The organism is Enterobacter sp. 198 (assembly GCF_009025585.1).
Lineage (GTDB): Bacteria > Pseudomonadota > Gammaproteobacteria > Enterobacterales > Enterobacteriaceae > Enterobacter > Enterobacter ludwigii.
Genome location: NZ_WCIM01000019.1, coordinates 191,104 through 209,172, shown reverse-complemented (window position 1 = coordinate 209,172; position 18,069 = coordinate 191,104). Strand labels below are relative to the sequence as shown.

General features: G+C 54.7%; 18 protein-coding genes. 5 read left to right on the top strand and 13 right to left on the bottom strand.

Features of this window, described 5'->3' with window-relative positions:
* From pgmB to pspA, 13 genes are all read right to left on the bottom strand, one after another.
* Window positions 1-678: a beta-phosphoglucomutase gene (gene pgmB / locus F8561_RS11085; RefSeq protein ID WP_151887444.1), complete on the bottom strand. Its 678-nt coding sequence runs from the start codon at window positions 676-678 to the stop codon at window positions 1-3.
* On the bottom strand, window positions 668-2,947 hold the full coding sequence (locus F8561_RS11080) for a glycoside hydrolase family 65 protein (RefSeq protein ID WP_151887443.1): 2,280 nt from the start codon (window positions 2,945-2,947) through the stop codon (window positions 668-670). Before F8561_RS11080 ends, pgmB begins: the two co-directional genes overlap by 11 nt.
* On the bottom strand, window positions 2,941-3,999 hold the full coding sequence (locus F8561_RS11075) for a Gfo/Idh/MocA family protein (protein WP_025204017.1): 1,059 nt from the start codon (window positions 3,997-3,999) through the stop codon (window positions 2,941-2,943). The genes F8561_RS11080 and F8561_RS11075 overlap by 7 nt, the downstream gene beginning before the upstream one ends.
* 11 nt (window positions 4,000-4,010) lie before the next feature.
* Complete coding sequence (locus F8561_RS11070) at window positions 4,011-4,799, bottom strand: sugar phosphate isomerase/epimerase family protein (protein WP_020882462.1); 789 nt, start codon at window positions 4,797-4,799, stop codon at window positions 4,011-4,013.
* Between the two features lie 16 nt (window positions 4,800-4,815).
* Window positions 4,816-5,868 (bottom strand): zinc-dependent alcohol dehydrogenase, encoded by a 1,053-nt coding sequence (locus F8561_RS11065; RefSeq protein WP_020882461.1) that lies wholly within the window; start codon window positions 5,866-5,868, stop codon window positions 4,816-4,818.
* A gap of 28 nt (window positions 5,869-5,896) precedes the next feature.
* A complete protein-coding gene (locus tag F8561_RS11060) occupies window positions 5,897-6,739 on the bottom strand; it encodes a carbohydrate ABC transporter permease (RefSeq protein WP_020882460.1) in 843 nt (280 codons plus the stop codon).
* Window positions 6,726-7,607 (bottom strand): carbohydrate ABC transporter permease, encoded by an 882-nt coding sequence (locus F8561_RS11055; protein WP_134178758.1) that lies wholly within the window; start codon window positions 7,605-7,607, stop codon window positions 6,726-6,728. Before F8561_RS11055 ends, F8561_RS11060 begins: the two co-directional genes overlap by 14 nt.
* A 22-nt stretch (window positions 7,608-7,629) precedes the next feature.
* Window positions 7,630-8,922, bottom strand: a complete 1,293-nt coding sequence (locus tag F8561_RS11050; protein ID WP_020882458.1) for an ABC transporter substrate-binding protein — start codon at window positions 8,920-8,922, stop codon at window positions 7,630-7,632.
* A 15-nt stretch (window positions 8,923-8,937) separates the two neighbouring features.
* The gene (locus F8561_RS11045; protein WP_134178757.1) at window positions 8,938-10,635 is read right to left on the bottom strand and encodes a sugar phosphorylase; all 1,698 of its coding nucleotides are present in this window, start codon (window positions 10,633-10,635) and stop codon (window positions 8,938-8,940) included.
* 185 nt (window positions 10,636-10,820) lie between these two features.
* Window positions 10,821-11,045: a phage shock protein PspD gene (pspD, locus tag F8561_RS11040; protein ID WP_134178756.1), complete on the bottom strand. Its 225-nt coding sequence runs from the start codon at window positions 11,043-11,045 to the stop codon at window positions 10,821-10,823.
* A 12-nt stretch (window positions 11,046-11,057) separates the two neighbouring features.
* Window positions 11,058-11,417 (bottom strand): envelope stress response membrane protein PspC, encoded by a 360-nt coding sequence (pspC, locus tag F8561_RS11035; RefSeq protein WP_014170343.1) that lies wholly within the window; start codon window positions 11,415-11,417, stop codon window positions 11,058-11,060.
* Window positions 11,417-11,641 carry an envelope stress response membrane protein PspB gene (gene pspB / locus F8561_RS11030; RefSeq protein WP_025204011.1) on the bottom strand — a complete coding sequence of 75 codons (225 nt, stop codon included), beginning with the start codon at window positions 11,639-11,641 and terminating at the stop codon, window positions 11,417-11,419. The genes pspC and pspB overlap by 1 nt, the downstream gene beginning before the upstream one ends.
* 54 nt (window positions 11,642-11,695) lie before the next feature.
* Window positions 11,696-12,364, bottom strand: a complete 669-nt coding sequence (pspA, locus tag F8561_RS11025) for a phage shock protein PspA (RefSeq protein ID WP_014170345.1) — start codon at window positions 12,362-12,364, stop codon at window positions 11,696-11,698.
* A gap of 166 nt (window positions 12,365-12,530) precedes the next feature.
* Here pspA and pspF point away from each other — a divergent pair, with 166 nt between their 5' ends.
* The 5 genes from pspF (at window position 12,531) to sapD (ending at window position 18,068) form a co-directional block, all read left to right on the top strand.
* On the top strand, window positions 12,531-13,508 hold the full coding sequence (pspF, locus tag F8561_RS11020) for a phage shock protein operon transcriptional activator (protein ID WP_134178755.1): 978 nt from the start codon (window positions 12,531-12,533) through the stop codon (window positions 13,506-13,508).
* A gap of 88 nt (window positions 13,509-13,596) precedes the next feature.
* Window positions 13,597-15,237, top strand: coding sequence for an ABC transporter substrate-binding protein SapA (gene sapA / locus F8561_RS11015; protein WP_020882454.1), 1,641 nt, complete (start codon window positions 13,597-13,599; stop codon window positions 15,235-15,237).
* Window positions 15,234-16,199: a putrescine export ABC transporter permease SapB gene (sapB, locus tag F8561_RS11010; protein WP_014170348.1), complete on the top strand. Its 966-nt coding sequence runs from the start codon at window positions 15,234-15,236 to the stop codon at window positions 16,197-16,199. Before sapA ends, sapB begins: the two co-directional genes overlap by 4 nt.
* Window positions 16,186-17,076 (top strand): putrescine export ABC transporter permease SapC, encoded by an 891-nt coding sequence (sapC, locus tag F8561_RS11005; RefSeq protein WP_014170349.1) that lies wholly within the window; start codon window positions 16,186-16,188, stop codon window positions 17,074-17,076. The genes sapB and sapC overlap by 14 nt, the downstream gene beginning before the upstream one ends.
* Window positions 17,076-18,068, top strand: a complete 993-nt coding sequence (gene sapD / locus F8561_RS11000) for a putrescine export ABC transporter ATP-binding protein SapD (RefSeq protein WP_014170350.1) — start codon at window positions 17,076-17,078, stop codon at window positions 18,066-18,068. Before sapC ends, sapD begins: the two co-directional genes overlap by 1 nt.
* The last annotated feature ends 1 nt before the right edge of the window (window position 18,069 follow it).

The window sequence follows — 18,069 nt, the reverse complement described above, 5'->3', positions numbered from 1 at the left end:
TTAATTCCTTATCATTACCGTTCGGGATGCCCAGAAATCCGTCAGGCATTTCCAGGTCAGTTCCTGCGTTGAATGAAGTTGTAATCCCGCATGGTTCAGGCCAGGTCCAATCCCGACCGAGAGCATTCCCGCCGCGTTCATTGCCTCAACGCCGGCTGCAGCATCTTCGATTCCGATAGCCTGCTCGGGGCGCACGTTCAGCCCGGCGCAGGCCGCAAGAAAGATCTCCGGGTCCGGTTTTGAGCGGGCAATGCACGAGGCATCGGCGCAGAAATCAAAAGCCCTCTCAATGCCCAGCGCCTGCAAAATACCGGGGGCGTTAAGGGACACTGAGGCCAGCCCGATTTTGACGTTCGCCGCACGAATTTCCGCCAGCACCTCGCGGATGCCCGGAAGCAGAGAATCCTGCGTCAACGACGCCAGAGACCCGACGTAGCGCGCGTTCTTTTTATCCGCGAGCGCCTGCCGCTGCTGGTCGTTAAACTCCCCCTCTTTTCCGCCATGGCGCAGGATCCGTTGCAGCGATTCCATACGGCTTATCCCTTTCAGCTCGTCGTTGAACACCACGTCGAACGAGATGCCAATTTCCTGCGCCACGGCACGCCAGGCCAGAAAATGCAGATGCGCGGTATCGGTGATCACACCATCAAGATCAAAGACAACGGCCTCAGGCATCATGATTTGCTCCCGTGGTAGCGGTCCCATAAGTAGATGTAAAAAAATCCCTGAAAGAACAGACCTGCCGATCCGTTATGCACAGGGTTTTACCCCACAGCGTTAAGGTCACCGGTGCAGTGGTTTCAATCGTTAAAACATCATTTTCAAACGTGAAGTGCATGCGCGCGTTTCTCCATCGCAGCGGGAAAGCCAGTTTTCGCCAGTGGGCAGGCAGCTTCGGGGCAAGATGCAATTCCCCCTGGACGATCTGCATGCCAGCAAATCCCTGAATAACGCCGGACCAGATAGCCCCGGTGGCGGCAGCATGAATCCCGTCATCGCAGCTGTGCGGATCGTCGCCCAGATCGATGGCGACACCCTCGCGCCAGAAGGCGTAGGCCCTTTCCGTATCGCCACACCGGGCAGCAACAATTCCATGAATCGCTTTGCTCAGCGAAGAGTCGTGTATGGTACGCGGCTCGTAGTACGCCAGGTTGGCAGCACACTGCTGTGGGGTAAACCGTTCCGGCAGCAGGTAGTTGAGCATCACCACGTCGGCCTGTTTAAGGATCTGCATCTCGTTCACTTCCGCGCGGGAGTAATCGAGCAGAATGGTCTGTTTACCCGCTTTCGCCTTATAGCGGCTCAGATCGATAACCGGTTTCGCCATGAAGGTGTCATCCTGAGGAAGGACCCCTTCTGCGTTGGCTTGCGGTAACCACAAACGGGACATAAACCGGCTGGCATTCTCCATGAAGCCATCATCTTCACGATTGAACATCGCCATAAACTGGCGCGCACAGGCGACATTGTGCCAGGCCAGATAGTTGGTGTAGGCATTGTTATTGACGTGCTCCGTGTACTCATCCGGCCCGATCACATCGTGGATTTCCAGGCGACCATTGACTTCCGTCGCCCGCCCCATCCAGAACGTTGCCGTCTCTATCAGTAGCGTCAGCCCTTCGTTACGCATAAAAGCGTCATCATGTGTCGCCTGCCAGTAGGCCACGACAGCCCAGGCAATGTCCGCCACAATGTGATGTTCTGCCAGCGCAGAGGCCACTTTCTGGCGCGTGCCCGTGCGGATGTTGATTGCTGCATATTCCGGCGTTTCCTCCTGACCGCTCGCGGCACTCTCCCAGGGGAAAAGTGCGCCAGGCCAGCCGTTGCGACGCGCTTTTTCACGAGCCCCGGCCAGGTTGAGCCAGCGATAACGCAGCAGACTGCGGGCGACCTGCGGACGCGTAAAGAGATGGAAAGGCAGCAGGAAAATTTCGGTATCCCAGAAGACGTGGCCTTTATACCCTTCGCCGGTCAATCCTTTCGCGGCGATACTGCAGCGCTCATTGTCGGCAGGGGTCATGGCGGTCAGATGCCAGACGGTATAATCCAGCGCGAGCTGATCCTGCGGTTCCGCAGACGTTACCGCCACCCGCGCATCTCGCCAGACGTCTTCCCAGGCGCAGGCAGAGCTCTCCAGCAACGATGCGTAGCCTCGTGCTGCGCACACCTTGAGTTCGGCCAGTGCGTTACGCGCAAACGACGCCTGCGAAAGGGCTTTGTCACTGCGGTGGGCGACCCAGACGATCTTTTCAAGCGTGACAGTGTCACCCTGCGAAACGTTCAGGTCGTAATGCGCACTGATGCGACGATTTTTAGCGGTAAAGCAGCTTTCGCTACCCGCTGAAAGCCGGCAGAACGCGGATATAACGACGTCAGAGACCCGGTCCTGCGTTTCATACACGCCCTGCATACAGTTCTGGTCGAATACCCGGACTGAAATCTCATCCAGATGCTGCCTGCCGCTGTTGGTTTGCGTCGCATCGATTCCGGTTTTCAACACCACCTGCGAGGGCCCATCAAGGGGAGTGATGGCGAGTTGCATTGCCACTAACGGCAGCTGAGCGAGAGAAACGAAACGACGGCTCTCCAGGCGGTAGCGTTTCCCGTCGGGCGAGCGCCAGAGCACGCTGCGACGCAGTTCACCATTGGCAAACGCCAGCTCGCGCTGCCACTCAAGAAGCGCCCCGGAAAGCAGGGTAAAATTCACACCATCCAGTTCAACCTCAATACCGGTAATATCCGGCAGGTTGATTAACTCCGTGGTCTCATTGCGACCTGCGCGATGATAAAGCCCGGCGAGATACATGCCCCTGGTTTGCTGGGTGTAATCCTCTTCGTGTGCCGCGCGAATGCCCATGTAGCCATTGCCGCAAGCCATGATGGAGGCGTATTTATTCAGACTGTGGGGAGAGAAGCCCGGTTCGGTTAAAACAGACACATTCAGCATAACGTCACGCTTTCCCCTGTATCCGCCGATTCATAAAGCGCGGCAACAAGTTGCTGGATAACCAGCCCCTGTTCCGCATCTGCGATCATAACCGGCTCTCCCAGCACATGGCGTACAAACGCCTCCATGCTGCGCAGGTGACGCTGGTCGTCTGCCTCATCACGCTGCATGAGGGTCTGTAAAACGCCCGCCTCATCGTGGTAAATGTGAGCCGGGAAGAGCGTGGCCCCCGCCTTTTCGCCACAGAATGAAACATTCATGATCGACTGCTCACGGATATTCAGCGCAAACGACGTATCCAGGCGCAGAACGCCGCCATTGCAGAATTCAATTGTGCCAAACAGAGCATCTTCAACGGTAAACCGGGCGGGATCCCACTCGCCAAACTGTCCACTGTTTTTACGGTTCCCCAGCTTCTGGAAGCTGTGGGCGGTCACCCTTTTTACCGCCGGGAAACCCAGCACATACATCGCGGCATCCAGCATATGAATACCGATATCGATCAGCGGTCCGCCACCCTGTAGCGATTTGTTCGTAAAGACGCCCCAGCCCGGCACGCCGCAACGACGCAGCGCCTGCGCCGACGTAAAGTAGATCTCACCTAACGCCCCGTTTGTGACAGCGTCACGTAGCAGCTGCGTGTCGAGCGCAAACCGATGGTGAAAATCATACGCCAGCACTTTTCCCGCTTTACGGGCCGCCCTGCGCATCTGGTCAGCCTGTTGCGGCGTCATGGCAGGCGGTTTTTCGCACATCACATGACATCCGGCCTCCAGTGCCGCCATGACATGTTCAAAATGGAACCGGTTTGGCGAGCAGACGCTGACCACATCAGGTTTTACCGCCTGCAGCATTTCAGATGCATTCTGCCAGACCGAAGGAATTGCATGACGTTCCGCAAACGCCTGTGCCTGTTCAAGGCCGCTGTCCATGACAGCGACCATTTGAACATCACTGCGTGTGGCGTAATACGAGGCATGCACTTTGTCCGCGACCTGCCCGGCGCCAATAATGGCGACGCGCAGAAGCGAAGGTGTTGAAGCACTCATCACGCTCGTCATCCTTAGCATTCACGCAGATACGTGAGTGAATCCTGGTAAGCCTGAGCCGGATCGTCGGCGCGGACACGGCATTCATACACCACGTAGCCCTGATAGTTGTCCGCACGAAGCTGCCCGAACAACGTGGCAAAATCCAGCGTCCCGCTGCCAGGCTGATAGCGATGGTTATCGGCGATATGCACATGACCCAGCAGATCCCGGTTGCGATGCAGCGCCTCTGTTAGCGAATCTTCTTCGATATTCATGTGGTAAAAGTCGCCGATGATCTGCACATGCCTGAGCGCGTTCTCTTCGATATAGCGACGCGCATCCGCGAGCGTGTTGATCATGTGATCCTGGTAGCGGTTGAGCGGCTCAAGGTAAACGGTGGTCCCGGTACGCGCCGCTACCTCATCCAGATAACGCAGCGAAGCACTCACCGCTTCGCGGTCACCCGCCAGGCTGCGTGGAGAGGTCATCGGCGGCAAACGGAAGGTAAACATTCCCCAGGCGGCGGGCACAATAATCCCCTTTCCACCCACTTCAGCCAGTGCTTCCAGGATGCGTTCGATCTGTTTTAATCCGTTCAGACGACGTTCTTCAATGAAGTCACCAATCCAGCCGTCATATCCCCCGCAGGCGGTGGTCACCGGCAGGCCCGTGGCGGTGATTGCGGCTTTCACTTCATCGAGATTGTCCACCAGCAGTTTGCCGTCAATTTCATAGCCATCAAAACCCATCGCTTTGATGTACTGGAATTTCTCCAGAATAGAAGTCGGGAAAAAGGCCTGGTTTTGCGTTGCGATTTTCATTGATGCTCTCCTTAGCTTAAAAAGTGACGCCCATCTTGATGCTCAGTTCCGGATGCTGATCGACATACTTCATGTAGCTCTCAGCGCTGGTGGTAAAGGTGACAACCGGGTCAATCAGATCTTCGCAGTTCAGATAACCGTTCATCAGCAGTTCCCAGCAGGTCTCTTCAATACGCTTGCGGCTCCAGCGCGGGTAATCCGGGTTGGGTTCGCTGCAGGCGCGCGAGAAAACGATTTTCGCGTTATTGAAGTGGGCTTCACGCCCCAGATTGAACCCTTCTGCGAACGGTTTCGCGAAAGCCACGTAGGAGATCGTTCCACCGTAGGCGAGCCCGCGCAGCGCAGACTGCAATGCATCGGCAAAACCGCTGGTTTCGATAATCACGTCAGCGCCCTGCTTTCCAGTCAGTTTTTTAATCTCCAGACCGACATCGGTGCCAAACGGATTGAGGCAGTAATCGGCCCCGTGACGGCGGGCAATTTCGCAGCGATGTTCGATAGGATCGACACCGATGACGATGGATGCACCGGCTTTTTTCGCCAGCTGAATCGCAATCTGCCCAATAGCACCCAGTCCGACCACAACGACAAAATCCCCTACCCGCACGTTAGCATCACGCACGCCGCTCATGGCGAACTGCGCAGGGTCGTAACAGACGGCATTTTTCCAGGAAGACCCTTGCGGCATTTTGCGCAGTTTGTAGTTATTAACGGCATTCACGATGACCGTCTCCTGCAGCGGCCCATAGCAGCAGACACGGTCGCCCGTCTGGTACTCCGTCACGTCATCGCCGCATTCGATAATGTCGCCAACAATCATGTTGCCCAGCTGGAACTTACCAAACTCAATGCCCCGCGCCGCGCCCTCTTCACGCGGGGTAAACATCTGCCACTCCGCGTTAAACTCCTCATCAATGAAGGGACTTGCCGCCCGGAAATCTACCACTTCGGTGCCGTGTTTTGGCGCGCCGAAGCGCGCACGAATTTTCACTTCATGGACGGCAACAGGACGATCTTCATATTCCACCAGCGCCGCTACACGAGGCGCTGTCGCAACTAACTTTTTCATGACTGACTCCTAGTTAAAACTGGCCGCCTCAGCCTTTAACGCCACCGGCGGTCAAACCACTTTTGATAAAACGTTCAGACAGTGCGTACATGATGACCACCGGAAGCGCTGTCACCAGCGATGCCGCCATCATCCGACCCCAGATATAATCTGGCGTGCTAAAGAGGGTGTTCAGCCCAACCGGCAAGGTGAAATTGCTGGCGCTGGAGAGGAAAATGGATGCAAACAGGTAGTCGTTCCATGCCACCATGAAGCAGTAGACGAACACCGACACGAGGCCGGAAATCGCCAGCGGAACGGTAATGCGGAAGATAATTTGCAGGCGGTTAAGCCCGTCCATCATCGCGGCTTCTTCTATTTCATCCGGAATGGTGTCGAAATAGCTGCGCAGCATAAAGACGGCTGTCGGCAGCGTCTGGGTCACCATGGTGATAATCAGCGCCAGCTCCGTGTCATAGATCCCCAGCGCGGTGATGATTTTGAACAGCGGCACCACCAGCAAAATCCCCGAGAACATATAGACGGTGTAAAAACTCGCATTGATCGTCGTGCGTCCTTTAAAACGCAGTTTGGATAACGCGTAAGCCCCCAGCGTGCCGAGAAAAACGGCAATTACCGACGAGGTCAGCGAGACCACCATGCTGTTTCTGAAGTAGTCCACAAACGGGAAGATCAGCGGATTAAAGATGTCGATGTAATGCTGCAGCGTCCATGCCTGCGGCAGGATGGTCGGATGGAGCGATATCGCCTCTTTCGCGCTCTTAAGCGAGGTCATTAACATCACAAAGAACGGGAACAGCGTGATGATCAGAAACACCGCCAACCCCAGATAAAAACCGAGACGGCTCAGTACGCGTTTATTTGTTGCCATTGAGGTTTACCCTTTTTCTGGTCAGCAGAATGACGGCGAAGATGATCACGAACAGCACCACGGAGATGGCAGCGGCTTTCCCGAGGTCATTGAAGGCAAATGCTGTCTTGTAGAGATAGACGCCCAAAATATCGACCTTGGTGGTCAGGAGATAAACATCAGCGAACATATAGAACATCCAGATGGTTCGCAGTGTAATCACCGTGGCCAGCACCGGCATAATGGCGGGCAGCGTGACGATACGAAAACGCTGCCAGGCATTTGCCCCATCCATTTCCGCGGCTTCGTACAGCGATTTATCGATGGTCTGCAATATCGCGAGGAACGAGATAAACGCGTAGGGGAAGTAACGCCAGATGGCGAACAGCACCACCAGCACAAAACTGCTGCCCGGGTTGTCGAACCACAGCGGCGCCTGGTCATACAGGTGCAACAGATCGACACCCAGATAGTTCACAATGCCGTAGCCGTTGTTGAACATGTATTTCCATGCAAACACCAGCGAGATGGATGGTGTGACGTAGGACAAAATCACCAGTGAACGCGCCGTTTTCCGCAGGCGAAATTCCCGGTTAAAAAAGAGGGCAACGGCCAGCCCCAGCACCGTGCTGCCCATCACCACCAGGGCGGTGTACCAGAACGTCATCCACAGGGAGTGCCAGAATGCGCCATCGCTGAGGATACGAACATAGTTATCCAGCCCGACAAACACGGCGCTAATGCGCGGGTTAAGCGGCAAACGTAAAAAGCTGATTTCAATATTGGAAATCATCGGCCAGGCCACCAGGCCCCCCAGCAAAATCAGGCTGGGGGCCAACAGCAGCATGGCGAAAGGCATATCTGAACGACCAGAAAACAACGTCTTCATAATTTCCTTCCGCAGAGCGCTCCTATCGTTGTGAAATCAGGTCAGTCAGTCGCTTTTGGCTGTTGCTTAACGTTGCAGTGAGATCCTGTTGACCTACTGTGACGTTATGCACCATGGAACTGATGATGCCGGACCCCGTTACATCACCCATGCGGGTAAAGTTTTTGTCGCCCACGGCGCCAAATACCTGCACATTCGGGAACTGGGCGATAAGCTCATAGGGAAGTTGACCAAACGCTTTAATGACCTCGTTGTCTTTCCAGGAATCCGTGCCGACGACCAGTTTGTTCACCGGCAGCGCGGCACCCGGGGACATCATCACCCAGTCAGACGCGTTCTGTGCCTGCTCCATCCAGGTGACAAACTTCTGTGCAGCCTGGGTTTCATCTTCTGTTTGACCGGAGGTGATCGTCAGCGATGTGACCATGCCGTAGACCGCTGAAGACGTTTCAGTCGGAACGACAAAGCCCAGGTTGGCTGGGTTGCCGTCTTTATAGACCGCCGGCAGGATATAGGTGGAATAAACCGCCATCGGCGCCGAACCATTCATAAAGGCATCTTTAATCTCCATGACATCGTTCGAGCCCGGCATGGTGGTCGCGGCCAGTGCTTTATAGAACGCCAGCGCGTTCACCATTTCCGGGGTATCGATGTTGATTTTCCCGTTGGCGTCAAAAACGTTCGCGCCACCGGAAAGCGCAAACTGAGAAAACGCCTGCTCGGTCATCACGCTTTCTGCCGTGGGTAGCGCAATGCCATAGCGTTTTTTAGCCGGATCGTTGAGGCGTTGGCTGGCTTTCAGCAGCTGTTCCCAGTTATGCGGCTCCTCAATACCCGCCGCAGCAAGCACATCTTTGTGATACCAGACGCCAGACAGCCAGGCGCTGATTGGCACCCCCGTCCAGGCTGAGCCGTCTTCCGTGCGAACGACACGTAAAATTCCGTCATAGAAGGTGTTTTCGCCCACCGCTTTGATGGCGGCGTTGATCGCATCCCGGTCCAGCAGCTGCTCTTTATCCATGACTTTTGCGTAGTCATGGCTGACCTCAATGACCTCAGGCAGCGCACCGGTGCGGGCCAACGTAATCACTTTGGTGTTGTAGGCATCCTCTTCTACCGGTACCTGTTTCACCGTAATCGTCGGGTTCTCTTTCTCGAATTTTTCAATCAGTTTTGTAATTACCGCCTGACGCTCCTGTTCAACTGAGGAGTGCATAAACTCAATGGTGACAGCAGAGGGTTTGTCATCCTTACAGCCTGACAACAAGGCGCACGAAACCAGTGCTGATATCAGCACAATTTTGGGCATATTCATGTTTAAGGTCCTTTTTTAGTTTTCTTTAATCCACAACACCTGCCATGGATTAAGGGTCAGAGTCGTACCAGTAATATCTTTCCCGGCGATCAATTCCCTGCCGGATGGAATATTCGACTCAAGCGTTTGAACGCGATCGCTGAAATTAAATAACGCGGTAACTTTTTCGCCACTTTGCGCAATACGCATTATTTTTAATACATGCTCGCCTGCCGTACTAAAACAAGCCTGACTGTCAGGGTGGAATGCTTTTTCTGCACGCCTCAGAACGATTAATTCACGCAATCTATAATAGACTTTCTGCCGCAGGCTATTTTCGTTCTCAAGCTCACTGTCGATTGCACCGGCGAGGTATTTTTTGCGGTTAATCGCACGGTTATATCCCAGGCGATCCACGCCCTCATAATCATTACGCGAGCCAAGAATACTTTGAATATAGACGGCAGGCACACCGGGGAAACTAAGGAGTACAGCATGAGCCAGAATAAACCGGGCAATACGGTGATTGTCATCGCAGTCCCTTGTGCTTAACGCATCAAGATAAGTGACATTGATTTCATACGGGCTTCGCGTTCCATCCGGATTGTTTTTCCAGTTGACCAGCGCCCCCTCGGCCTGAAGTTTCTCTACCAGCGAGAGGATCTCAGACTCGGGTAAAATTCCGCGTAACGGATTGAGGCCAATCCCGTCATGCGAGGCCAAAAAGTTAAACCAGGTGGTTTTCGTGGAAGGAAGCGTCAACGACGACGCCCACTGACACAGCGCCCGGACATCCTGACGGTGTACCGCATGCAGCACAAGCGGCGGCAAGGAGAACTGATACACCATCTGCGCTTCATTGTTGCCGTCACCAAAGTAGGCAACGTTGTCTTTATGCGGGACATTGGTCTCAGTGATTATCACCGTACCCGGCGCGACAGCCTCGGTGATGGCACGGAAAAGCTGGATAAGCTGATGGGTTTGTTCCAGATGGATACAGCTCGTTCCGGGTATCTTCCACATAAACCCAACGGCATCCAGACGAATGTAGCGCGCCCCTTCAGTCAGGTAGTGCAGCAGCACGTCTACCATCGCAATCAGAACCTGAGGAGAGGCAAAATTGAGATCGACCTGGTCGCTGCTGAAGGTGGTCCACAGGTGGCGTACGCTGCCATCGTGAAGCGTAAACGGCGTGAGGAGGGGCAAAGCACGCGGTCGCGTGACGGCCGACAGATCCGTTTCAGGGTCAACAGAAATGAAGAAATCGTTATACCCCGGCATTTGCTTAAGGTAATTCGCGAACCATTGACTTTGCGCCGACATGTGATTGCAGACGAAATCAAACATCAAACTGGCTGATTGTTTTAATTCGGCGATGTCCTGCCACGTTCCTGTTTCTGGTGCGACGTCGTGGTAATCAATAACAGAAAAACCGTCGTCAGAAGACCACGGATAAAAAGGTAAAAGATGAACATGTGAAAAGGAGTGAGAGAGCCACTTATTATAAAACCGTGTGAAAACCGGCAGGGCTTTCTCCCCTTCTGCCGAAAACTGATCGGCATACGTAATCAGGACAACATCTTTTTCATCCCACCCCACCTTACGCTTATCTGTAATAACAGAAATCGCGTTATCAATCTTTTCCAGCAACACCGAAAAATGGGTATCGGAAAATGATTCCCCGTAAACAAGATTAATGATTTCTTTAATTTTAGCCTGCATTTTATTTTCCATGGTAGCGGTCCCACGGAACGCAATCTACTCCCATGAAAAATATCTGTCAACGGACCGGGACGCAGAAAAAGGCGATTGCAAAGCAGCTCAACGCAGTATTGTGAGCTGCCGCAAAGAAAGAAAGGGAAAGCGAAGAAGTATCGCTAGCCTGCCCCGAAAACGAGAAAGGCTAACGTACGCAGGAATTATTGGGGAAAGTAGCGGCGTGAAAGCCGTTTTGCCGCTTTTTGCAGCAGAGGTTCGAGCGCCACAGCCAGCAACATTCTTACCGGCTTGCGGGCAACAGATTTTATCGCCCAACCCGCCACACCTGCCGGGCCGAAACGTAATGCCGTCAGCAGGACCAGTTTACCTGCGATTTTCAGGCCGGGTTTTACCTTCTGACCGGCCTGTTGCCAGTTTTGCTTCATGTATATTCTCTCTTAAAGCTGACGAAAACGGCTTCTCAGCGTGAAGGTGTCAGACGTGACATAGCGCTCCATCTCACGTAACCGCTTCTCCCCAGCGGCGAGTTGATCGTCAACCGCGTTGAGAAGATCGTTGCTGGTCGGTGCGCCTTCTGCGGCCAGTTCACCTTCCGGCATCGGGTCGAGTACAAACGACAGTACGATGTACGCCACCAGGGTGATAAACGCCAGACCGAAGAAGATCGACAGCACCGTTACCACGCGAACCAGTTTGACCGGGACATCAAGATAATGAGCCAGTCCGGCACAGACGCCGCGTACCATTCCCTGCTGCGGAATGCGCCACAATTTTTTGTTCAGGTTCAGTCCGGCCATTAACGGTCCCTCCAGTTTGGATGTTCTGCATCGAGGATATCTTCCAGCGCCTGAATGCGTTCGCGCATTTTATTCGCCTGTTCGGTCAGCTGTACGAGACGCTGTTGTTCACTCTGGGAAAGTTCACCACGTGAAGAACGGTTGCTGTAGTGCAGCCATAACCAAATCGGCAGAACAAACAGCACGAAAATGGTCAGGGGAATAGCCAGAAAAAGCGCGCTCATGTGTACTCCTTGTCTTACGATGCGTGGCGGCACACTCAGGTGCCGCACAAATTATTATTGGTTGTCTTGCTTCATTTTGGCTTTCAGCGCAGCAAGTTGCTCGCTGATTTCATCGTCCGCTTTCAGGTCAGCGAACTGCTGATCCAGTGACTTCTGTTTACCAATGCTGTGACTTTCCGCTTCCGCTTCCATATGGTCGATACGGCGTTCAAACGACTCAAAACGTGCCATTGCTTCATCCAGCTTACCGCTATCCAGCTGGCGACGTACATCGCGGGATGAACTTGCCGCCTGGTGGCGCAATGCCAGCGCCTGCTGACGCGCACGCGTTTCGTTCAGTTTGTTCTCAAGCTCACCAATCTCTTTCTTCATACGCGAAAGCGTATCATCGACCAGTGTGACTTCATGCTCGAGCGTCGCGACCATGTCTGCCAGCTTCTGTTTTTCAATCAGCGCGGCGCGGGCCAGGTCTTCTTTATCTTTACGCAGCGCAAGTTCTGCTTTTTCTTGCCATTCGTTAAGCTGAGCGGTCGCCTGCTCAATGCGGCGCGTTAACTGTTTTTTCTCAGCCAGCGCACGGGCGGAGGTAGAACGCACTTCAACCAGCGTATCTTCCATTTCCTGAATCATCAGGCGCACCAGCTTCTGCGGATCTTCCGCTTTCTCAAGCAGTGAGTTGATATTGGCGTTCACGATGTCGGCGAAACGAGAAAAAATACCCATAATGTGATCCTCATAGTTCTGTTATCGGGCGATGCCCTGCTACATAACTAATACAAGTACCGTGCCAAGTTTTTATCTTGTTGATTTTACTTGATGTGGTTGATTTCCAGGCATCGGCACACTATGCTCACCTGGTGAATATCACTAAGGAGTGGTTAATTTCATCATGGCTGGATACAAAGACAATTTACTCGGCGAAGCCAACAGTTTTCTGGAAGTCCTCGAACAGGTCTCCCGTCTTGCGCCGCTCAACAAGCCAGTGCTTATTATCGGTGAGCGCGGCACGGGTAAGGAACTGATTGCTAACCGTCTACATTATTTATCCGGACGCTGGGATGGCCCCTTCATTTCGCTTAACTGCGCGGCGTTGAATGAAAATCTGCTCGATACGGAGCTTTTCGGTCATGAAGCCGGTGCTTTTACCGGTGCCCAAAAACGCCATCCGGGTCGTTTTGAACGCGCCGACGGCGGCACGCTGTTTCTTGATGAACTGGCCACCGCGCCCATGCTGGTACAGGAAAAGCTGCTGCGCGTGATTGAGTATGGCGAGCTGGAGCGCGTCGGCGGTAGCCAGCCGTTGCAGGTCAACGTGCGTCTGGTGTGCGCGACCAATGCCAACCTCCCGCAAATGGTGGCAGAGGATAAATTCCGTGCCGACCTGCTCGACCGGCTGGCCTTTGACGTCGTTCAACTCCCGCCGCTGCGCGAGCGAAGAAGCGACATCATGCTGCTGGCAGAGCAGTTTGCGATTCAGATGTGTCGCGAGCTCGGCCTGCCGCTTTTTCCGGGGTTCAGCGAGTATGCTAAGGAGACACTCCTCGCTTACCACTGGCCGGGAAATATCCGTGAGTTAAAAAACGTCGTGGAGCGTTCTGTTTATCGCCACGGCAGCAGTGAGACCGAGCTGGATAACATTATTCTCGATCCTTTTCAGCGTAGCACGCAGCCAGCTACCGCTCCGCCCGTGTCCGGGGCTGCCCCTTCACTTCCCCTGAATTTGCGGCAGTTCCAGCATGAACAGGAACAACAGCTGCTTGAGCAGAGCCTGAAGGTGGCGAAATATAACCAGAAACGGGCGGCTGAACTCCTGGGTCTGACCTACCATCAATTAAGGGCATTGCTCAAAAAGCATCAAATGCGCTGACAATATCAGCACTTACCCGCAGACATTTTTACGAAGCAGGCGTAAGTGCGATACACTTTGGAGATCGAACCTAAAAACCTTAAAAATTATGCGTCTGGTTTTATCGTCCTTCTTTGCACTTGGTCTGTTCAGCAGCCTGGCGTTTGCTGCGCCCGAACCCGCTACGCAACCTGATATTCGCGACAGCGGCTTCGTCTATTGCGTAAGCGGTCAGGTTGATACATTTAACCCGCAAAAAGCGGGCAGCGGCCTGATTGTGGATACCCTTGCCGCGCAACTCTATGACCGTCTGCTTGATGTGGATCCCTACACCTACCGTCTGGTGCCAGAGCTTGCCGAAAGCTGGGAAGTCCTGGATAACGGCGCGACCTACCGTTTCCACCTGCGCGATGATGTCGCATTTCAGCACACGCCTTGGTTTACCCCAACGCGCAAACTGAATGCAGATGATGTGGTCTTTACATTCCAGCGTATCTTTAACCGTAATCACCCGTGGCATAACGTTAACGGCAGCAATTTCCCCTACTTCGACAGCCTGCAGTTTGCCGATACCGTTAAAAGCGTTCGCAAGCTGGATAACCGCACGGTGGAGTTTTCGCTGAAGCGCCCGGATGCCTCTTTCCTCTGGCACCTGGCCACCCACTATGCGTCCGTTATGTCTGCTGAATACGCCGCGAACCTGAGCAAAATCGATCGTCAGGAGTTAATCGACCGTCAGCCAGTCGGCACCGGTCCGTTCCAGCTGGCCGAATATCGCTCCGGACAATATATCCGCCTGCAGCGCCATGCGCATTTCTGGCGCGGCACGCCGCTGATGCCACAGGTAGTGGTCGATCTTGGCTCTGGCGGGACGGGGCGTTTATCAAAACTGCTGACCGGGGAGTGCGACGTGCTGGCGTGGCCTGCTGCCAGCCAGCTCACCATTTTGCGCGACGATCCGCGTTTGCGCCTGACGTTACGCCCCGGCATGAACATCGCCTATCTGGCGTTTAATACCGATAAGCCGCCGCTGAACAACCCTGCCGTACGCCACGCGCTGGCGCTGGCCATCAATAACCAGCGTCTGATGCAGTCGATCTATTACGGTACGGCAGAAACCGCCGCCTCTATTTTGCCACGAGCCTCGTGGGCCTATGACAGTGAAGCTAAAATTACGGAATACAACCCGGCAAAAGCGCGTGAACAGCTGAAAGCGCTGGGGGCAGAAAACCTGACGCTGCAACTCTGGGTACCGACCAGCTCTCAGGCCTGGAACCCAAGCCCGCTGAAGACCGCCGAGCTGTTGCAGGCAGATATGGCGCAGGTGGGGGTGAAAGTGATCATCGTGCCGGTTGAGGGTCGTTTCCAGGAGGCGCGCCTGATGGACATGAACCATGATTTAACCCTGACAGGCTGGGCGACCGACAGTAATGACCCGGACAGCTTCTTCCGTCCGTTGCTGAGCTGTGCGGCGATTAACTCCCAGACCAACTACGCCCACTGGTGCAACCGGGAATTTGACGGCGTGCTGCAAAAAGCGCTGGCGTCCCAACAGCTGGCGTCACGCATAGACGCCTATGATGAAGCGCAGAAGATCCTTGCCGAAGAGCTGCCCGTGCTACCGCTGGCCTCGTCCCTGCGCCTGCAGGCCTATCGCTATGATATTAAAGGCCTGGTGTTGAGTCCGTTCGGCAACGCCTCCTTCGCTGGCGTGTCTCGCGAAAAAGAACAAGAGGTGAAAAAACCATGATCATTTTTACCTTGCGCCGCCTTCTGCTGCTGTTGGTGACGCTCTTTTTCCTGACCTTTGTTGGTTTCAGTCTGAGCTATTTCACCCCGCACGCCCCGCTTCAGGGGTCGTCGCTGTGGGATGCGTGGCTCTTCTGGTTTAACGGTCTGCTGCACTGGGATTTCGGTGTTTCAAGCATCAACGGACAGCTCATCTCCGAGCAGCTGAAAGAGGTTTTCCCGGCGACAATGGAGCTGTGCATTCTGGCATTCGGTTTTGCCTTAATGGTTGGTATTCCGGTAGGGATGCTGGCAGGGATTTATCGCAACAAATGGCAGGATAAATTTATCAGCGCCCTCGCCCTGCTCGGCTTCTCGATCCCGATCTTCTGGCTGGCGCTGCTGCTGACGCTTTTCTTCTCCCTCAACCTGGGCTGGCTGCCGGTTTCTGGCCGTTTTGACCTGTTGTATACGGTAAAAACGGTGACCGGGTTTGCTATCGTTGACGCCTGGCTGTCTGATTCAGCCTGGCGACATGAGATGATCGTCAGCGCCGTACGCCATATGGTCCTGCCGGTACTGACGCTGGCGGTGGCACCGACAACCGAAGTGATCCGCCTGATGCGCCTGAGCACCATCGAGGTGTTTGATCAGAACTATGTCAAAGCGGCCGCCACGCGCGGCTTATCGCGCCTGACTATCTTGCGCCGTAATGTGCTGCATAACGCCCTGCCGCCTGTTATCCCGCGACTGGGGCTTCAGTTTTCCACCATGCTCACCCTGGCGATGATTACCGAAATGGTCTTCAGCTGGCCGGGGCTGGGACGATGGTTGATCAACGCTATCCGCCAGCAGGACTACGCCGCCATTTCGGCGGGCGTCATGGTGATTGGCTCTCTGGTGATTATTGTTAACGTGATTTCCGATATTTTGGGTGCTATGGCCAACCCGTTGAAGCATAAGGAATGGTATGCCCTACGATAACGTATACAGTGAAAAGCGCACGCCCGGTGCGCTGCGTACCGTGTGGCGTAAATTCTATGGTGACACCACGGCAATGATTGGCCTTTATGGCTTCGCCGGGCTGGTGTTGCTCTGCGTTTTTGGCTCCTGGTTTGCGCCCTATGGTATTGATCAGCAGTTCCTTGGCTATCAGCTGCTGCCCCCATCCTGGTCGCGCTACGGTGAGGTCTCTTTCTTCCTCGGTACGGACGACCTCGGGCGTGACGTATTGAGCCGCCTGTTGAGCGGCGCGGCGCCGACGGTCGGCGGTGCATTTGTGGTGACGTTTGCTGCCACCATCTGCGGTCTGGCGCTCGGCATCTTTGCCGGGTCGACGCATGGCCTGCGCTCGGCGGCACTGAACCACATTCTCGACACCCTGCTCTCTATTCCGTCCCTGCTGCTGGCCATCATTGTGGTGGCGTTTGTCGGGCCACACCTGTCGCATGCCATGTTCGCGGTCTGGCTGGCGATCCTCCCTCGCATCGTGCGTTCGGTATACAGCATGGTGCATGACGAACTGGAAAAAGAGTATGTCGTCGCAGCTCGCCTGGACGGTGCAACAACCTTAAACATCCTTTGGTTTGCCGTACTGCCGAACATCGCTGCCGGGCTGGTCACGGAGATCACCCGCGCCCTGTCGATGGCGATTCTGGACATCGCGGCGCTCGGTTTTCTCGATCTCGGCGCGCAGCTGCCGTCGCCTGAATGGGGCGCGATGCTCGGTGACGCGCTCGAGCTTATCTACGTTGCGCCGTGGACAGTCATGTTACCGGGCGCAGCCATTATGGTGAGTGTGCTGCTTGTCAACCTGCTGGGCGATGGTATACGCCGTGCAATTAATGCGGGGGTGCAATAATGCCGCTTCTTGATATTCGCAACCTGACCATCGAGTTCAAAACCGGTGAAGGCTGGGTGAAAGCCGTCGATCGCATCAGTATCACCCTTGCTGAGGGGGAAATTCGCGGGCTGGTGGGTGAATCCGGTTCAGGGAAAAGCCTGATCGCCAAAGCCATCTGTGGTGTGGCGAAGGATAACTGGCGCGTCACCGCTGACCGTATGCGTTTTGATGATATCGACCTACAACGCCTCTCTCCCCGCGAGCGTCGCAAGCTGGTCGGCCATAACGTATCAATGATTTTCCAGGAGCCGCAATCCTGTCTTGACCCGTCCGAGCGCGTGGGCAAACAGCTGATGCAGAACATTCCCGGATGGACCTATAAAGGCCGCTGGTGGCAACGGTTTGGCTGGCGTAAGCGTCGTGCTATTGAGCTGTTGCACCGCGTCGGGATCAAAGATCATAAAGATGCCATGCGCAGTTTTCCGTACGAACTGACCGACGGTGAGTGTCAGAAAGTGATGATTGCCATCGCGCTGGCCAATCAGCCGCGTCTGCTGATTGCGGATGAACCGACCAACGCGATGGAACCGACCACGCAGGCGCAGATTTTCCGCCTGCTGACGCGTCTGAACCAGAACAACAACACCACCATTTTGTTAATCAGTCACGACCTGCAAATGCTCAGCAAATGGGCTGATAAGATTGATGTGATGTACTGCGGGCAGACGGTCGAAACCGCCCCGAGTGAAGACCTCATCACCGCGCCGCATCATCCGTATACGCAGGCGCTGATCCGCGCCATTCCAGATTTTGGCAGCGCCATGCCGCACAAGAGTCGCCTGAATACCCTGCCCGGGGCTATCCCGCTACTGGAGTCCTTGCCGATTGGCTGTCGTCTGGGGCCGCGGTGCCCGTATGCGCAGCGTAAATGTATTGAGACGCCACGCCTGACAGGGGCTAAAAATCATCTATATGCCTGTCATTTCCCGCTGAACATGGAGAGAGAGTGAA